The 18,141-nt window shown below is 50.6% G+C and carries 16 protein-coding genes; all 16 read left to right on the top strand.

The window, feature by feature from the left end; translation table 11 throughout:
• The 16 genes from hisC to AC3WJW_RS22365 all read left to right on the top strand — a co-directional run bounded on the left by hisC (nucleotide 1) and on the right by AC3WJW_RS22365 (nucleotide 18,140).
• Nucleotides 1–1,113: a histidinol-phosphate transaminase gene (hisC, locus tag AC3WJW_RS22290; RefSeq protein ID WP_102700284.1), complete on the top strand. Its 1,113-nt coding sequence runs from the start codon at nucleotides 1–3 to the stop codon at nucleotides 1,111–1,113.
• Nucleotides 1,114–1,141: 28 nt separating this feature from the next.
• Entirely contained in the window at nucleotides 1,142–3,349 is a 2,208-nt protein-coding gene (locus AC3WJW_RS22295; RefSeq protein WP_493727516.1) for a bifunctional prephenate dehydrogenase/3-phosphoshikimate 1-carboxyvinyltransferase, read from the top strand.
• The gene (cmk, locus tag AC3WJW_RS22300; RefSeq protein ID WP_007973641.1) at nucleotides 3,346–4,035 is read left to right on the top strand and encodes a (d)CMP kinase; all 690 of its coding nucleotides are present in this window, start codon (nucleotides 3,346–3,348) and stop codon (nucleotides 4,033–4,035) included. Before AC3WJW_RS22295 ends, cmk begins: the two co-directional genes overlap by 4 nt.
• 120 nt (nucleotides 4,036–4,155) lie before the next feature.
• On the top strand, nucleotides 4,156–5,847 hold the full coding sequence (gene rpsA, locus AC3WJW_RS22305) for a 30S ribosomal protein S1 (RefSeq protein WP_007973639.1): 1,692 nt from the start codon (nucleotides 4,156–4,158) through the stop codon (nucleotides 5,845–5,847).
• Nucleotides 5,848–6,057: 210 nt separating this feature from the next.
• Nucleotides 6,058–6,339, top strand: coding sequence for a hypothetical protein (locus tag AC3WJW_RS22310; RefSeq protein ID WP_493727423.1), 282 nt, complete (start codon nucleotides 6,058–6,060; stop codon nucleotides 6,337–6,339).
• Between the two features lie 151 nt (nucleotides 6,340–6,490).
• Nucleotides 6,491–6,787: an integration host factor subunit beta gene (ihfB, locus tag AC3WJW_RS22315; RefSeq protein ID WP_493727424.1), complete on the top strand. Its 297-nt coding sequence runs from the start codon at nucleotides 6,491–6,493 to the stop codon at nucleotides 6,785–6,787.
• Entirely contained in the window at nucleotides 6,784–7,026 is a 243-nt protein-coding gene (locus AC3WJW_RS22320) for a lipopolysaccharide assembly protein LapA domain-containing protein (RefSeq protein ID WP_493727425.1), read from the top strand. The genes ihfB and AC3WJW_RS22320 overlap by 4 nt, the downstream gene beginning before the upstream one ends.
• Nucleotides 7,027–7,151: 125 nt before the next feature.
• On the top strand, nucleotides 7,152–8,201 hold the full coding sequence (locus AC3WJW_RS22325; protein WP_493727426.1) for an LPS O-antigen chain length determinant protein WzzB: 1,050 nt from the start codon (nucleotides 7,152–7,154) through the stop codon (nucleotides 8,199–8,201).
• Nucleotides 8,202–8,649: 448 nt separating this feature from the next.
• Nucleotides 8,650–9,909, top strand: a complete 1,260-nt coding sequence (locus AC3WJW_RS22330) for an oligosaccharide flippase family protein (RefSeq protein ID WP_493727427.1) — start codon at nucleotides 8,650–8,652, stop codon at nucleotides 9,907–9,909.
• Nucleotides 9,896–11,068 (top strand): EpsG family protein, encoded by a 1,173-nt coding sequence (locus tag AC3WJW_RS22335; protein ID WP_493727428.1) that lies wholly within the window; start codon nucleotides 9,896–9,898, stop codon nucleotides 11,066–11,068. The genes AC3WJW_RS22330 and AC3WJW_RS22335 overlap by 14 nt, the downstream gene beginning before the upstream one ends.
• Entirely contained in the window at nucleotides 11,068–12,270 is a 1,203-nt protein-coding gene (locus AC3WJW_RS22340) for a glycosyltransferase family 4 protein (protein ID WP_493727429.1), read from the top strand. Before AC3WJW_RS22335 ends, AC3WJW_RS22340 begins: the two co-directional genes overlap by 1 nt.
• Before the next feature lie 13 nt (nucleotides 12,271–12,283).
• A complete protein-coding gene (locus tag AC3WJW_RS22345) occupies nucleotides 12,284–13,321 on the top strand; it encodes a polysaccharide biosynthesis protein (protein WP_057713776.1) in 1,038 nt (345 codons plus the stop codon).
• A 3-nt stretch (nucleotides 13,322–13,324) separates the two neighbouring features.
• Nucleotides 13,325–14,443 carry a UDP-2-acetamido-2,6-beta-L-arabino-hexul-4-ose reductase gene (wbjC, locus tag AC3WJW_RS22350; RefSeq protein WP_493727430.1) on the top strand — a complete coding sequence of 373 codons (1,119 nt, stop codon included), beginning with the start codon at nucleotides 13,325–13,327 and terminating at the stop codon, nucleotides 14,441–14,443.
• 416 nt (nucleotides 14,444–14,859) lie between these two features.
• Nucleotides 14,860–15,990 carry a non-hydrolyzing UDP-N-acetylglucosamine 2-epimerase gene (gene wecB, locus AC3WJW_RS22355; RefSeq protein ID WP_493727431.1) on the top strand — a complete coding sequence of 377 codons (1,131 nt, stop codon included), beginning with the start codon at nucleotides 14,860–14,862 and terminating at the stop codon, nucleotides 15,988–15,990.
• An 18-nt stretch (nucleotides 15,991–16,008) separates the two neighbouring features.
• The gene (locus tag AC3WJW_RS22360) at nucleotides 16,009–17,211 is read left to right on the top strand and encodes a glycosyltransferase family 4 protein (RefSeq protein ID WP_493727432.1); all 1,203 of its coding nucleotides are present in this window, start codon (nucleotides 16,009–16,011) and stop codon (nucleotides 17,209–17,211) included.
• Nucleotides 17,208–18,140, top strand: coding sequence for an NAD-dependent epimerase/dehydratase family protein (locus tag AC3WJW_RS22365; protein ID WP_493727433.1), 933 nt, complete (start codon nucleotides 17,208–17,210; stop codon nucleotides 18,138–18,140). The genes AC3WJW_RS22360 and AC3WJW_RS22365 overlap by 4 nt, the downstream gene beginning before the upstream one ends.
• Nucleotide 18,141: the final 1 nt, after the last annotated feature.

The following is an 18,141-nucleotide window of genomic DNA, read 5'->3' on the forward strand; positions in this document are numbered from 1 at the left end:
ATGAGTGGCAATTTCCTCGCTCTGGCACAGCCGGGCGTGCAACAACTTTCGCCTTACGTTCCGGGCAAGCCCGTGGACGAACTGGCTCGCGAGCTGGACCTCGATCCAGCGAGCATCATCAAGCTGGCGAGCAACGAAAACCCGCTGGGCCCCGGCCCCAAGGCGTTGGCGGCCATCCGCGATGCGCTGGCCGAGCTGACCCGTTATCCGGACGGCAACGGCTTTGCGCTCAAGAGCCTGTTGGCCGAGCAGTGCCGCGTCGAACTTGATCAGGTTACGCTGGGCAATGGTTCCAACGACATCCTGGAACTGGTCGCGCGTGCCTATCTGGCGCCGGGGCTGAACGCCGTGTTCAGCGAGCATGCGTTCGCTGTCTATCCGATTGCCACTCAGGCGGTCGGTGCGCAGGCCAAGGTGGTTCCGGCCAGGGATTGGGGGCATGACCTGCCGGCAATGCTGGCAGCCATCGACGCCAATACCCGCGTGGTCTTCATCGCCAACCCGAACAACCCGACCGGGACCTGGTTCGACGCCGAGGCGCTGGACGAATTCCTGCAGGATGTTCCGGAGCATGTGCTGGTCGTGCTGGACGAGGCCTATATCGAGTACGCCGAAGGCAGCGATCTGCCGGATGGCCTGGACTTCCTGGCGGCTTATCCGAACCTGCTGGTTTCCCGTACCTTCTCCAAGGCCTATGGCCTGGCAGCACTGCGCGTGGGTTATGGCTTGTCCACGGCAGTAGTCGCAGACGTGCTGAACCGTGTGCGCCAGCCGTTCAACGTCAACAGCCTGGCCCTGGCCGCGGCCTGCGCGGCGTTGAAGGACGACGAGTATCTGGCGCAAAGCCGTCAGTTGAACGAGTCCGGCATGCAGCAACTGGAAGCCGGTTTCCGTGAGCTGGGGCTGAGCTGGATTCCCTCCAAGGGCAATTTCATTTGCGTCGATCTCGGTCAAGTGGCGGCCCCGGTGTTCCAGGGCTTGCTGCGTGAAGGCGTGATCGTGCGCCCGGTGGCCAACTACGGCATGCCGAATCACCTGCGCGTCACCATTGGTCTGCCGGCAGAGAACAGCCGCTTCCTGGAAGCGCTGACCAAGGTTCTGGCTCGTGGTTGATGTCACTGCACTGCAATCTGCTGAACCTATGATCGGTCGCCTGGTGGTGGTCGGTCTGGGGTTGATCGGCGGTTCGTTTGCCAAGGGTTTGCGCGAAAGCGGGATGTGTCGCGAAGTGGTCGGGGTCGATCTCGATCCACAATCGCGCAAGCTCGCGGTCGAGTTGGGTGTAGTGGATCGCTGCGAAGAAGACCTGGGCGTTGCTTGTCAGGGCGCCGACGTCATTCAGTTGGCAGTGCCGATCCTGGCCATGGAGAAAGTACTCGCGCGCCTGGCCGGCATGGACCTGGGGCAGGCGATCCTGACCGATGTCGGTAGCGCCAAGGGCAACGTGGTGCGCGCGGCCACCGAAGCATTTGGCAAGATGCCGCCATGCTTCGTGCCGGGGCATCCGATTGCCGGCTCCGAGCAGAGCGGGGTCGAGGCCTCCAACGCCGAACTGTTCCGTCGGCACAAGGTGATCCTGACGCCGCTGGATCAGACCGATCCGGCAGCCTTGGCAGTGGTCGACCGTTTGTGGCGCGCGCTGGGTGCCGATGTCGAGCACATGCAGGTCGAGCGTCACGACGAAGTATTGGCCGCGACCAGTCATCTGCCGCACTTGCTGGCGTTCGGCTTGGTCGATTCGTTGGCCAAGCGCAATGAAAATCTTGAGATCTTCCGTTACGCTGCGGGCGGTTTCCGCGATTTCACAAGAATCGCCGGAAGCGACCCGGTCATGTGGCACGACATCTTCCTCGCCAACCGCGAAGCTGTCCTGCGTACACTCGATACATTTCGCAGCGATCTCGACGCCTTGCGCGACGCGGTCGATGCAGGGGATGGGCACCAATTGTTGGGCGTTTTCACTCGCGCCCGGGTTGCCCGCGAGCATTTCAGTAAAATCCTGGCCCGCAGGGCCTATGTGGACGCTATGAATTCCAACGATCTGATCTTCCTGGCTCAACCTGGTGGCCGCCTGTCCGGTCGGATTCGCGTACCGGGTGACAAATCGATTTCCCACCGTTCGATCATGCTCGGTTCCCTCGCTGAAGGCGTCACCGAAGTCGAAGGCTTCCTCGAGGGTGAAGATGCCCTGGCGACCTTGCAGGCGTTCCGTGACATGGGCGTGGTCATCGAAGGCCCGCACCACGGTCGCGTGACCATTCACGGCGTTGGCCTGCATGGCCTGAAGCCGGCACCGGGCCCGATCTACCTGGGCAATTCCGGTACGTCGATGCGCCTGTTGTCCGGCCTGCTGGCTGCGCAGGACTTCGACAGCACCCTGACCGGCGACGCCTCGCTGTCCAAGCGCCCGATGAATCGTGTGGCCAATCCGCTGCGTGAAATGGGTGCGGTGATCGAGACTGCCGCCGAAGGTCGTCCACCGATGACCATCCGTGGTGGCAACAAGCTCAAGGGCCTGACCTACACCATGCCGATGGCCAGCGCCCAGGTTAAATCCTGCCTGCTGCTGGCCGGTCTGTATGCCGAAGGCAAGACCACCGTGACCGAGCCGGCTCCGACCCGCGACCATACCGAGCGCATGCTGCGTGGTTTCGGCTACCCGGTGAGCGTTGACGGTGCCACGGCATCGGTTGAGTCCGGTGGCAAGCTGGCCGCGACCCACATCGAAGTGCCGGGCGACATTTCGTCGTCGGCGTTCTTCCTGGTGGCGGCATCGATCGCCGAAGGTTCGGACCTGGTGCTCGAGCATGTCGGCATCAATCCGACCCGTACCGGTGTGATCGACATCCTGCGCCTGATGGGTGCGGACATCACCCTGGAAAACCAGCGTGAAGTCGGCGGCGAGCCCGTGGCTGACCTGCGTGTGCGGGCAGCTAAACTCAAAGGTATCGAGATTCCTGAAGAGTTGGTCCCCTTGGCCATCGACGAATTCCCGGTGCTGTTCGTCGCCGCTGCCTGTGCCGAAGGGCGCACGGTGCTGACCGGCGCCGAAGAGCTGCGGGTCAAGGAATCGGATCGCATCCAGGTCATGGCGGACGGTCTGCTGGCGCTGGGCGTCAAATGCGAACCGACCCCGGACGGCATCATCATCGACGGCGGCCAGATCGGCGGCGGTGAAGTGCACGGTCATGGTGATCACCGTATCGCCATGGCGTTCAGCGTTGCTTCGCTGCGCGCCAGTGCGCCGATCCGCATTCATGATTGCGCCAACGTCGCGACGTCGTTCCCGAATTTCCTGGCGCTGTGCGCACAGGTCGGCATTCGTGTGGCACAAGAGGCGCAGTCGTGAACAACATTGCACCGGTCATCACCATCGATGGGCCAAGCGGTTCGGGCAAGGGCACGGTAGCCGGGATTCTGGCCAAGCGCCTGGGCTGGAACCTGCTGGATTCCGGTGCGTTGTACCGCCTGCTGGCTTTCGCCGCGCATAACCATGGTGTCGACCTGACCAACGAAGAGCTGCTGAAGAAACTTGCCGCTCATCTGGACGTGCAGTTCATCGCGGCGACGGACGGTCAGCTGCAACGCATCATTCTGGAAGGTGATGAAGTCAGCGATGTCATTCGCACCGAAAGCGTCGGTTCCGGCGCTTCCCAGGTGGCTGCGTTGCCCGCTGTACGCGAGGCGCTGCTGCAGCGCCAGCGTGCTTTTCAGGAAGCGCCGGGTCTGGTGGCGGATGGGCGCGACATGGGAACGGTGGTTTTTCCTGATGCGCCGCTGAAGATTTTTCTGACCGCCAGTGCCGAGGAGAGGGCGCGCCGTCGATATTTGCAGTTGAAGGGCAAAGTCGAGGGTGTTAGTCTGTCGAGTCTGCTAGATGAGATACGTGCACGCGATGAGCGTGACACCCAGCGAGCGGTAGCCCCGCTCAAACCGGCGGCTGACGCCATACAGCTGGATTCCACGGAATTGTCCATCGACCAGGTGCTGGAACGCATCATGAGCGAGATCGCCATTCGCGATATCGCCGGGTGACCAAGAGGGCCGCAGGGGACCAGTCATAGTCCTGCGGTGGCTTCTTTTAAATGAAACTAACCCACACCGTCTGGGGTGTGGAGATGGGCGTTTTCTTCGCCCTCATCAACAGGAATTAAAATGAGCGAAAGCTTTGCGGAACTCTTTGAAGAAAGCCTAAAAACCCTGAACCTTCAGGCAGGCTCCATCATCACCGGTGTTATCGTTGATATCGATTACCAGGCTCGCTGGGTAACCGTTCACGCTGGCCTGAAGTCTGAAGCACTCATCCCGCTTGAGCAGTTCTACAACGACGCTGGCGAACTGAACATCAACGTCGGTGACGAAGTTCACGTTGCTCTGGACTCGGTTGAAGACGGCTTTGGTGAAACCAAGCTGTCCCGTGAAAAAGCCAAGCGCGCTGAATGCTGGATTGTTCTGGAAGCAGCCTTCGCAGCCGAAGAAGTGGTCAAGGGCGTTATCAACGGTAAGGTTAAAGGCGGCTTCACTGTCGACGTTAACGGCATCCGTGCGTTCCTGCCAGGTTCTCTGGTTGACGTCCGTCCAGTGCGCGACACCACGCACCTGGAAGGCAAAGAGCTGGAATTCAAGGTCATCAAGCTGGACCAGAAGCGCAACAACGTTGTCGTTTCCCGTCGCAGCGTCCTGGAAGCCGAGAACTCCGCCGAGCGCGAAGCTCTGCTGGAATCCCTGCAGGAAGGCCAACAAGTCAAAGGTATCGTCAAGAACCTCACCGATTACGGCGCATTCGTCGATCTGGGTGGCGTCGATGGCCTGCTGCACATTACCGACATGGCCTGGAAGCGTATCAAGCATCCGTCCGAAATCGTCAACGTTGGCGACGAGATCGATGTCAAGGTTCTGAAGTACGATCGCGAGCGCAATCGTGTTTCCCTGGGCCTGAAGCAGCTGGGCGAAGATCCATGGGTTGCTATCAAAGCCCGTTACCCAGAAAGCACTCGCGTTACCGCGCGTGTAACCAACCTGACCGACTACGGCTGCTTCGCTGAGCTGGAAGAAGGCGTTGAAGGTCTGGTACACGTTTCCGAAATGGACTGGACCAACAAGAACATCCACCCTTCGAAAGTCGTACAAGTCGGCGACGAAGTGGAAGTTATGGTTCTGGACATCGACGAAGAGCGTCGTCGTATCTCCCTGGGCATCAAGCAGTGCAAATCCAACCCATGGGAAGATTTCTCTGGCCAGTTCAACAAGGGCGATAAAATCTCCGGCACCATCAAGTCGATCACCGATTTCGGTATCTTCATTGGTCTGGACGGCGGCATCGACGGTCTGGTTCACCTGTCCGACATCTCCTGGAACGAAGTGGGCGAAGAAGCCGTTCGCCGCTTCAAGAAGGGCGACGAGCTGGACACCGTTATCCTGTCGGTTGACCCAGAGCGCGAGCGCATCTCCCTGGGTATCAAGCAGCTGGAAAGCGATCCGTTCTCCGAGTACGTTCAAGAGAACGACAAAGGCGCCATCGTTAAAGGCATCGTGAAGGAAGTTGACGCTAAAGGCGCCATCATCACTCTGGCCGACGATATCGAAGCGACTCTGAAAGCCTCCGAAATCAGCCGTGACCGCGTTGAAGACGCGCGCAACGTTCTGAAAGAAGGCGAAGAAGTAGAAGCCAAGATCATCAGCGTTGACCGCAAGAGCCGTGTAATTCAGCTCTCGATCAAGTCGAAAGACGTTGAAGACGAGAAAGAAGCAATCCAGAGCCTGCGCGACAAGCCAGTAGCTACTGATGCTCCTGTGGCCACCACTCTGGGTGACCTGCTGCGTGCACAAATGGAAAAACAGAACTAAGTTCTGATTTTCTGTAAAAAAGGGCGACTTCGGTCGCCCTTTTTTGTGCCTGGGATTTGGTGAGCTGCGGCCGGCTTTAGCAGCTTGAGTCGTGAACCAAAAATGCTGAAAAATTGTCTGATTGTTTAGTCGGATCAAACGTTTATTAGCAGCTAGTCTTTAGCCTGACACAAATGATCGCCCGGTAGGCTGTCTGGCAAAAGGAAGTGAATGAACAAGCTCATTGTTGCAGTAGCAGTTCTGGCACTCGCGGGCTGTACTACCAGCGCCAAAACACACGTAGTGCGTGGGGTTAGCGGCATTGAGGTCGATTGTTCGGGGCTCGGTTCGAAGTGGGACAAGTGTTACAAGCGCGCGGCTAAGGAGTGTAAGGGGGCGGGTTACAAAGTTTTGACGAGGTCTGATGATCTCAAGGAAGAGGAGGAGGGCTTCCCCTTTGGATTCAACCCGGCAGGCTTCCTGACGCGCACCATGTTGGTGATTTGCCGATGAGACCGTGATTGCTCAGAATTCTTCGACTTTTCGGGAATCGAGGATTTTGAGGTGGTGGGATAGATGGCAAAACTCGGGCTGTTCAAAATCATGCGGGCGTGCTAAAACCTTTGAAGCGCTTACCTAGCTGCTTGAAAAAGAAGGGAAAAATATGACGAAGTCGGAGTTGATCGAACGAATTGTCACCCATCAAGGGCTGCTCTCATCCAAGGATGTGGAGCTGGCCATCAAGACGATGCTTGAGCAAATGTCCCAATGTCTGGCTACCGGAGATCGTATCGAGATCCGGGGGTTTGGCAGCTTCTCTCTGCACTACCGCGCGCCACGGGTCGGCCGTAACCCGAAAACCGGCCAGTCTGTCAGTCTCGACGGCAAGTTTGTTCCGCATTTCAAACCAGGGAAGGAGCTGAGGGATCGGGTGAATGAAGACGAGGAGGAGCAATTGTGAATGGCAAGATTCGTAGCGTCGCTCCGCTGCGTTACGTTAAGTTCATCCTTGGGATTCTGGCGGTTTTTTTAATTGTGGTGTTTATTCTGGAAAACCAACAAGGGGTTAGCGTGCAATTTCTGGGTTGGTCGATGCCTGAGCTTCCAATATCACTTTATATACTGTTGTCGTTGTTGATCGGTTTGGCGGTGGGGCCGTTATTCGGTTGGTATTCTAATCTCCGAAGCTCTCGAGGTTAGAAACGTTTTCACTTTGAGCTATTGGGTCGAATGAGAGGTTTGTGCGTTGCTCAGTTTACAAAAGTTTGTGAGTTTGTATTTTTTGTAGGTAAGTTTATTTTTAACGTTTAAGGATGCGGATCTTCATGCCCAAGCTCTCGACCGCCTTAGCGAGCAGTGATGAGATAGATTTTTTTGTCTTGATCAAAGCACTTTGGGTGCAGAAGTTGCTTGTTATCAGTGTAACGATACTCGTGTTGATAGCTTCTGCTGTGTATGCATTTACAGCTAAGTCCCTGTACGAAGCCAAGATTTATGTATTGCCTCCCACGCAGAATGATATAGCGGACTTCAACTATGGCAGAACATTGAATTCTGACCTGCCACCTTTCTCTGTCAAAGATGTTTACGATGTATTCACTCGCAATCTCTTTAGTGAGTCCTTACGGCGCTCTTTTTTCGAGGAGGTTTATTTACCGTCGTTGACTGAGAATGGGCGCAAGGGTTCGCGCGATCGTCTGTACCAAAATTTCTCAAAGCAGTTGGTCATTTCTGCGGGAGGCAAGGAAAGCCCTGACCGTTATTCTGTTTCTGTACAGGGCTACAATCCTTCGGAAGCTGGTGAATGGGTGCGCACTTATGTGCAAAATGCCGGTGTTGCAGCAAAAAGCGAAATGATCAAAAACGTGGTTAGGGAGGCTCAGGTTAGAGCGCGAAACTTGGAGCAACAGATAAATGGTCTCCGCGAAAGCGCTCGCCGAGAGCGAGAGGATAAAATAAAGGTCCTAAGTGAGGCTTTGGTGATTGCTAAGGCCATTGGTCTGAAAAAACCGGTCATTATCACTGGGAAAGCTCCAGGGGAGTTATCTCTAGGCGTGGATAGCCAGGCTTTATATATGCGTGGAAGTGATACGCTCCAGGCCGAAATTGAAGGCTTGGAAAGTCGTGAGTCTGATGATCCGTTCATTCCGAGTCTGCGAGTTCTGCAAGTTAAGTACTCATTTCTTAAAAATTTGACGATCGATTCCTCCGGTGTTTCGGTATATCGGCAAGACGGAGCCGTTGGTGATCCCGATAGTCCGATCAAGCCGAATAAATTATCAATTCTGATACTGGGGGCGTGCTTCGGGTTCTTCCTGGGGCTGTTGTTGGCGCTGTTCCGGCATTTCGCACCTTTGTTGCGCGGTAAATTTTGATTCCCTCCTCGCATCCCTCAGTTGGGTAAACCACCGCATTGAGTACACAGGCGTCTGGGGGTGTTCCTTTGGATGCTTGCGTAGCCGGGAAGATAGCGCTCGCCACGCTGAATAATCGGTTTCAGATGCGTCAAAATCCCTCCCTTTTTTGCTTGGTCGGAGGGGGGGGAGGCGGTGGATGCTGCTGATGGTGCGCCAAGCGTTCACGGTTCGATGGCTGTATCAAGCCATAAAGCGCATGCCGATGCGTAGAAATGTGTCTACCTATCAAAATCTGGTAACGCTATTGTGTCATCTAGGAGATAATGGCGGGCGGGGCAATTAGAAGACTTTTACCGAATGACGGAAAGGTGTATACACTTTAAAATTTCGTTAAAGGTTGTAGTATTTTTTGCTGGCATATGGTAGGCGGGCTGGTTATGGTTGTGGGACAGGGATGCGGAAAAGAATGATTAGGCCAATCATCAACATTGGTTGTCAGGCAGTTTTTAAACTAGTGTTCGCTGTCGCATCTCTGAAAGTAGTAGCGTTTTATGTTGGGCCGAGCGGTATGGCCGTAGTTGGGCAAATACAAGCCTTTCTTCAGATTTTAAGTGCTGGTGCATCCTCGGTAACAACTTCCGGTGTGGTAAAACTGATAGCTGAAGATAAGTATCCAAAAGAGCGAGTCCTGCAGTCGTCATTGATGCTGCTATTGGCTTTTAGTTTTTCTTTTGTTTTAGTTTTGCTTTTTTCGAGCACGCTTATTTCCGATTTTTTCTTGCAGGGTGGGTGGGTAGAGGTGTTATTGCTTCTGCCTCTAGGTGCTTTTTTTATAGGTTTGAATAATTTATTTATTTCTTATTTTAATGGTGGTCAGAAGTACAGTGAGTATTTTTGGTATTCCGTGATAACGGCATTTTTTACAGCTTTATCTACGTGTGCTTTTTCCATTGTTTTTGGCAAGCCAGGAGCTGTTTACTCAGTAGCACTGGCACCTGCTATTGCGGGTGTGTGTGTGTTGCTTCTGCCGGCGAGATTTCGACTTCCAAGACTGAGTCTGGTTAGGCTGGATGCTGAAGTCATAAAGATACTGTTGTCTTACTCGCTTATGGCCTTGGGGTCGGTAATTGTAGTCTACGGCGTGCAGATCGTCCTGCGAGACTATATATCTACTAACGGGTCAATGGCTGAGGCAGGCACGTGGTATGCAGTGACCCGTCTATCCGATATATACATGGGTATATGCAGTGTCCTCTTTTCTACGTTGTTGTTACCTAAGTACAGTTCACAAGAAGGCAGGGTCTTGGCGAGTTTTGTATGTCGTGTCGGGGTAATGGCACTCGGTTTTGTTGTTGTAATGGTGGTCTCTGTAAACGTATTGGCGAGCTTCGCTATTTGGTTGATTTATGGTGATGCTTTTGCCGCCGCCGCCGGGATCATGAAAATTTATGTGATTGGCGATGCTCTCAAGTGTCTGAGTTGGGTGTTTCTTTACGTAATGATAGCTAAGCAGCATGTTCGGTTCTATCTCGCCTATGAGATGATTAGTGCGTTATTGTATCTCCTTCTCTGTATCTTGTGTTATCGGTTTTATGGCTTCAATAATATGGCTTATGGATATCCGCTGCAGGGAGCTGTTTCTCTGGCTATGGTATTACTATGGTTCTTGGTAACTCGCTACAACTCAATGCCTTTAGAACAGAATAATAAGTATGACGCAGTATAATATTGTATATGTTGTAGTTTGGTTGCTGGCCATTCTCTCATTGAGAAAAAATAATCATCCGTCGGCATGGTTGTTTTTTTTGCAGGTGGCGTTGCTTGCCTTGTTCGTAGGTTTGAAGTTTCAAACCGGATATGATTGGCCAATCTATGAGGCGCATTACACAGCAGTACAAAGCGGGGAAGGCTTTTATCTTGATTTTGAATTTGGGTATGAGTGGCTTGTCCAGCTTTCAGTAAGCATGGGGTTGGCGTTCGAGCAATTTTCTGCGGTAATAAGTATATTGGAAATTGCTTTTATAGCTTTCGCAGTGAGACGCTTTTTTCCGAGGTATTGCCTGGTTGTCATGGCGATAATGTACTCGGTTCCAGATTTTTATTTGATACCTGCGTTTTCTCTGCTTAGGCAAGGCCTGGCAGTTAGCATATTTTTGCTAGGTGTGTATAAGTTTTTTTCAAATAAGAAAATCTCGGGCTTCATCTTCTTTGCGATGGCTTGTTCGTTGCACTATTCGGTAGTTGGTGGAGTTTTGCTGCTTGCATTGGTCTATATTTTTCCTTTAGGTCGAAGGGCGTTTTCATTGATTTTTGCTGCCTCGGTAGCGTTGTATGTATCTTCTTTTGATATTATTCGAAGTGTCGTTGAGGTTTTGATCGTTTACGTCAATCCAAAATACATGGTTTATTTGGATCGTGATGTTTTTAACGCATCCTTTGCATATCGGGCTGCATTTGCAGTTGTTTCACTAGTGTTTTTCGTATGTATATACGGGGCTTGGGTAAGGCGTGAGTCTTCTAGTGTTGAGCTTCTTGGTGATAGGTGGGGATTACAAACCTATCGGCTGGCCTTGTTGGGGTTGCTCATTCCATTGATTATATTTGGCTTCCCAACCCTATCTACCCGATATCAGTTTTTTTTCGCCATATTCCTTGTAGGGTGTACACTCGGGGCTTTACAGTATGTGACATACGCAAGTCGTATTATTGTTGTCTTTGTGATTGCGATAATTGCATACTTGCCATTCTTTAGGTTTATTTCTAGCCCGCTTTCTATTGTATATATACCCTATCAAAGTCAGCTCTTTTATGATCATAAAAACTCGACTGGGCAAGATCGAACCAATGATTTGCTCAACCAATTAGACGTGCTGTGGTCCAAATAATGAAATCAAGTAAACATATCGTTCTGCTTACTACCAAATATGCGGATGACAAAAAAGATGCCTGGTTGACTAATGAGTTGGCTTACTCATTGAATGAGGAAGGGCATGATGTCTCGGTAGTTGTTTTCTCTTGGCTTAAGAATGAGCCTGTGTCATTCACTAAGGTGATTGATGGTATTAAGGTTATCAGGGTCAAGCTTCCGGCTATATTTTATAACACAGGGGTCATCGGTACTTCCCTGAAGATATTCCTGTTCCCTTTCCTCGCTCGTCATGAAGTGCGAAAGCAAGTGAGCAAGTGTGACCTGTTAATTGCCAATACGCCTTGTGTGACCATTTTGGGGATGTCTCGATATTTTAGAAAAAAATTTGACTCTCAGTCTTTTTTGGTGCTCTGGGATTTCTTTCCATATTATTTGAAAGACCTAGGTGCGATCAGAAATAAGCTGTTTTTTGGTTTTTTTCGTTATCTTGAACAAATAATGTACAAAAGTTTTGATCGCATCGGATGTATGACTGAGGGTAATGCCAAGTTCTTGTTTGATAATTTCCCGACGGTGGATAAGCAGCGTGTGGAAATTTTACCTCTTTGGGCGAAGATCAAGCAGGTCGATCCGATAGATAAGTCTGAAATAAGGTTGAAGTACGATTTGCCATCTACAGGGTTTATTGCTGTTTATGGTGGCGCAATGTCTATTGTCCAGGAATTGGACAATATTCTCGATTTGGCTGAGCTTTACACTGGTGATGATGTGACCTTCCTTTTCATTGGTAAGGGGACTGAGAAGGAGCGGTTGGAGGAATCGGTATTTGCTCGTGGTTTAAAGAACGTAAAGTTTATCAACTACGTGCCTCGTGATGAGTATCAGCATGTAGTTCAAGCCTGCGATGTGGGTCTTATTTCCCTGTCCAGGAAGTTAACTGTGCCGAGTTTTCCCTCTAAATCATTAGATTATTTTAAAGTTTCTCTTCCGGTGCTTGCATCTTTGGATTCAGTTACGGATTTTGGAGATATCCTTGAAAACAAAATATGTGCTGGTTTAGCCGTAGTGGCGGGGGATGTAACTAATCTAAAAAACAAATTGGATTTGTTGATTAAAGATGCTGAGCTCTGTAAGGCGCTAGGGGCCAATGGTCGGCGCTATTACGAAAAGTACTTGAGCGTCGAGAACGCAAGAAGTATTATCATTTCATCACTATAAGTGGGGTCTTCTCATGGCTATTTCTTTCAGTAACTCAACGCTTTTGATCACCGGTGGCACCGGGTCGTTTGGTAATGCTGTGCTGAAACGATTCCTCGATACTGATATCAAAGAAATTCGTGTGTTCAGCCGAGACGAGAAAAAACAAGATGACATGCGTAAAAAATACGCAAACACCAAGCTGAAGTTCTATATTGGCGACGTCAGAGATTTCCAGAGCGTACTCAATGCTACTCGTGGAGTAGATTATATTTTTCACGCCGCTGCCTTGAAGCAGGTTCCATCGTGCGAATTCCATCCAATGGAAGCTGTGAAAACAAACGTGCTTGGTACTGATAACGTACTGGAAGCGGCGATCCAAAATAACGTTAAGCGCGTAGTCTGCCTGAGTACTGATAAAGCTGTTTATCCAATCAATGCAATGGGTATATCCAAAGCAATGATGGAAAAAGTAATGGTTGCCAAATCCCGTAACGATAACAATACGGTTATCTGCGGTACCCGTTACGGTAACGTGATGGCGTCCCGTGGTTCCGTTATTCCTTTGTTTGTTGATCAGATCCGTTCGGGCATACCGCTAAGCCTGACTGATCCAAACATGACGCGATTCATGATGACTTTGGCAGATGCGGTCGATCTGGTGTTGTATGCTTTTGAGCATGGCACAAATGGTGACATGTTTGTCCAGAAGGCTCCCGCAGCGACTGTGGAAGTTTTGGCAAAAGCATTGATCAATATGCTTAATGTGCCAGATCATCCCGTTCAGGTTATTGGCACCCGTCATGGCGAAAAGCTTTTTGAAGCACTGCTTAGTCGTGAAGAAATGGCCTGCGCTGAAGATCGTGGTGACTACTTCCGCGTACCACCAGATCTGCGAGATCTGAATTACTCCAAGTTTGTGGAGCAGGGTGAGACCAAAATCTCTCGTACTGAAGACTACAACTCGCATAATACCGAGCGCCTTGATGTAGAAGGTATGCAGAAGTTGCTCCTCAAGTTGAATTTTATGCGCGCTATCCAGCGTGGTGAGCACGCTACACCTGAGGAATAAGCAATGAAGGTTCTGATTACAGGTGCCAATGGTTTTGTCGGCCAGAATCTTATTTCGCATCTGAGCGAGAAGTCCGATATCGAAGTGGTGCGCTTTACTCGCGAAGATTCGCTGGAAAGCTTGCCGAGTCTGGTTGCCCAGGTTGACTTTATTTTCCATCTGGCCGGTGTCAATCGTCCGTTGGACCCGCAGGAGTTTCATACCGGCAATACCGATTTGACTCGTGCACTCTGTGATGCTATTCGTCTAAGTGGCCGGAAAGTTCCAGTGTTGTATACGTCGTCGAGTCAAGCGGAGTTGGATAACCCATACGGCAGCAGTAAACTCGGCGCCGAACAAGTATTACTTGATCTGAACTCGGAGAATGGTTCGGCAGTGCACTTGTTTCGTTTGCCTAACGTATTTGGTAAGTGGGCTCGTCCTAACTATAATTCAGCGGTTGCGACTTTTTGTAATAATATCGCTCGCGGTCTACCAATCAATGTCAATGATCCGCATGCGCGAATTAATCTGGTTTACATAGATGACGTAGTTGCATGTTTCATTGCTGTAATGGACGGGAAGAAGTCAGGCTCGCCGTTTGTTAGTGTGGAACCACAATACAATATTACGGTGGGTGAGCTTTCCGAGCAATTGACGGCTTTCCGTGATAGTCGTAAGACGATGATTACCGAGTCGGTAGGAACGGGGCTTGTAAGAGCGCTTTATTCCACTTATTTGAGTTATCTGCCGCCTGAGCGTTTCACTTACGAAGTTCCCAAGCACGGCGATCCGCGCGGGGTTTTTGTGGAAATGCTTAAAACCAAGGAGGCTGGACAGTTTTCTTACTTTACAGCGCATCCAGGGATAACGCGCGGCGGCCATTACCACCACTCAAAGACCGAAAAGTTCCTTGTCATCAAAGGCACGGCATGTTTCCGCTTCCGTCACATTGTTTCGGGTGAGTTTTACGAATTGTTCACTTCCGGAGAAAAGCCGGAAATTGTCGAAACAGTTCCGGGCTGGAGTCACGACATTACCAATACAGGCAGTGAAGAAATGATCGTTATGCTTTGGGCTAACGAGATTTTTGATCGTGAAGCACCTGATACGTTTACCTTTCCTGTTGGTACTGAGGCTTAATTATCGTGCGCGCCGCTTTATTCCTTAGATAAGGAGTGGGCGGCGCTGTGCTTTTGTGGGGCTTGCGATCCCTCGAAGTGGTAGTCTTGTAAATCCGATTTTTGACAGTTTGTCACCCCCATCACAGGCTTATAAGCAGGCCGGAAAGTCTGCTGGTATCAGCTTTTCCATTGGTGTTTTTCCTCGAATTGGGCACCACGGCGTGACCGGGTGTGGCCACCGAGATCGAACGCGGTGGAGGTAAGGTGTGATCGACGGCGGCCTTATCCAGGGTGTTGAGGCCAAGTGACGCAGCGTCCACTCGTCCATTGATGGCCCTCTTTGGGCTTCAAGCATGCTAATGGATAGCGTTAGTGGCAGTGGCAGATTAGAATTCTTAATCGTTTTTATCACTTATTAAAATGTGACGTTTAAAAATGAAAAAATTGAAAATCGTTACCGTAGTGGGTACTCGCCCGGAAATCATTCGTCTGTCGCGCGTCATGGCTGCCCTGGACAGGGATTGTGACCATGTTCTAGTGCACACCGGGCAGAATTATGACTATGAACTGAACGAGATTTTCTTTCAGGATCTCGGTATCCGTAAACCAGACCACTTTCTGAACGCTGCTGGCGCAACAGGCGCAGAGACCATCGGTAACGTCATTATTTCCGTTGATCGTGTGCTGGCTGAGGTTCAGCCTGAGGCTCTTCTCGTCCTCGGCGATACGAATAGCTGCATGGCGGTCATTCCCGCCAAACGTCGTAAAATTCCGGCTTTCCACATGGAAGCTGGTAACCGTTGCTTCGACATGCGTGTGCCTGAAGAAATCAACCGACGTATTGTAGATCACACCGCTGATATCAATTTAACTTACAGCACCATTGCGCGCGACTATCTGATAAGTGAAGGCTTGCCACCAGACAGGGTTATCAAAACGGGTAGCCCGATGTTTGAGGTGCTTAATTATTATCGTGAAGGTATCGATTCTTCGGACGTGCTGGAGCGGCTTGGGCTTGAGCAGGGCAAGTTTTTTGTAGTAAGTGCACACCGTGAAGAAAATATTGATTCTGATACTAACTTCGGAAAGCTTGTTGAAGTACTCAACGCAGTCGCAGCGCACTATGACTATCCGGTAATTGTCTCCACCCACCCGCGGACGCAGAAGCGTGTCGATGCCATGGGGGTGAAGTTTCACGAGAATGTTCGTCTGCTAAAACCGCTCGGTTTCAAGGACTACAACAAGCTGCAACTGGAGTCCAAAGCAGTACTTTCCGATAGTGGAACGATCAATGAAGAGTCCTCTATTCTCAACTTCCCAGCGTTGAATATCCGTGAGGCGCACGAGCGTCCAGAGGGTATGGAAGAAGCCGCTGTGATGATGGTTGGCCTTGAGTCCGAGCGAGTGATGCAGGCCTTGCAGGTGCTGGAGGGTCAAAGCCGAGGTGAGGTTCGCAGTCTGCGCCTGGTGGCAGACTACAGCATGCCGAACGTTTCGGAAAAAGTGGTCAGGATCATTCACAGCTACCGCGACTATGTTATGCGTGTCGTTTGGAAAAAGTACTGATCAGGACGAAAAGTATTAATGGCGAAGGTTTTTGTTGTTTCAGAGTATGTGGATGCAGAACAAAATTCGACCGGTTTTTTTTGGTCGAAAATCGTTAATAAGATTGGGGTAGAACGTGGGCGGGTAACGGTGATTTATCCAAGCGCAAGTAAGTCCTCACGCTTATTCGAGAGTCACGATGTTAAGGAAGTGGCATTCACAGCGTTGAAATTTAACAAAAACAAGCTGGTTTCCAGGTTCTTCGGACAGTTTTTTCAGGTGACTGGTTTCTGTTGGCATATTCTCCGGCATGTAAAAAGAAATGATGTAGTGCTGACTGGGACTAATCCGGCATTGCTATTGATGGTTATTCCCCTCTTGAAGCTGATCAAAGGTTTTAAGTGGGGGGTTCTGGTTCATGATGTATTTCCGGAGAACTTAGTGCCTGCCGGCATAATAAAGTCTACCAGTCGTGTCTATCCGATAATCAACCGTTTATTCTCCAGTATTTATGATTCTGCAGAGTTGCTGGTTGTTATCGGGCGGGACATGCAGGAGTTGGTCAGTCTGAAGGTCACGAATACGGCCAAGGTCGTATTCGTACCAAACTGGGCAGATGAGAAAGAGGTTTTTCCTTTGCCTCGTCACACTGCACCATTTTTAAATGAACTGGGGTGGCAGCAAAAAGTTGTATTCCAGTTTTTTGGCAATATTGGGCGTGTACAGGGAGTTGAGAATATTCTCGACGCTATTTCTCTTGTCGAAGATGATCGGGCTGCGTTCTTATTTATTGGAGATGGTGCGCTCGTCGCCAAGGTCAAGGAGTTCGTAAAGCGTAACCCCACAAAAAATGTTGCCTATGCGGGCACTGTTCCATTGAGGGACAAAAATCAGGGGCTTGCTGCTTGTGATGTGGCGTTAATTACCTTGGAGAAAGGAATGCTTGGACTGGGAGTTCCCAGCAAAGCATATTTTTCTCTTGCTGCAGATAAACCTCTTTTAGCCGTCATGGATGACAATGCCGAGATATCGCGAGTTATTCGCGAAAAAGGCGTCGGATGGCAGTGTAAGCCGTCTGATCCGCGTGCTTTGGCCGAGGTAATAGAAACAATATGCAATTCTGATCTTGAAGCGCTAAACGGCTGCTCGCTCGCTGTTTTTCGCGAGAATTATGCGGAGCATCTCGCATTGGATAAGTTCTATGGACATGTTGCTAATCTCATTGGACCGAACAAGGTATGAAAGTTTTAATTACTGGCGCCAATGGGTTTGTCGGGCGAGGTTTGGTTAGCGTTCTTCACTCTGAATGCCATCAACTCGTTTGTTGCTCGCGAATCGCTGTGTCCGACAATGAATTTATTGTTTCCCCTCCCTTAAGCGCCGATGCAGATTGGAGCCAGCTCTTAACGGGGGTTGATGTCGTAGTCCACTTGGCTGGCAAGGCTCACAATCTAGGTGAACCAAGAGAAGTAGCTTTGCAGGGGTTCAAACAGGCGAATGTCGATGGCACGGTTCGTCTCGCAGAGCAGGCAATTTCGTCTAATGTCAAAAGGTTCATTTTTATCAGTTCCATAGGTGTGAACGGATCGTCAACGGAAGGCGCGTTTGACGAGTCTTCTCCGGCGGCACCTCACGCGGATTACGCTGAATCAAAATGGGCTGCTGAACGGAAACTCGAGGAGTTAAGTCGGAGGTCTTCCATGGAGCTGGTTATTATAAGACCTCCTTTGGTATATGCGGCGCAAGCCCCCGGCAACTTTAAACGATTGCTTAAAATAGTTTCATTAGGGGTACCTTTACCTTTTGCGACTATCAATAACCGACGCAGCATGATCGCGTTGGAAAACCTGGTGGACTTTATCCGTGTCTGTGTGACTCATCCCAAAGCTGCCAATAACTTGTTTCTTGTTTCTGATGGTGTGGATCTGTCCACCGCTGAGATAGTCAGGTTTCTGGCCAGTGGTATGAATAGAAAAGTTCGGCTTATTGCAGTTCCCCAGTTTCTCTTGTTGGCTGGGAGTACGCTATTGAGACGGCGCGCTATTTATACACAGCTTTGTTGTTCTTTGGTAATTGACTCTTCGAAAGCACGATCAACTTTGGGTTGGGTCCCTGTCGTCTCTCCTCAGCAAGCGTTGACAGAGTCCGGTCGGGGTTTCAAAGCGCTCTAAC

The sequence above is a fragment of the Pseudomonas sp. GW821-FHT07G06 genome (assembly GCF_058986625.1).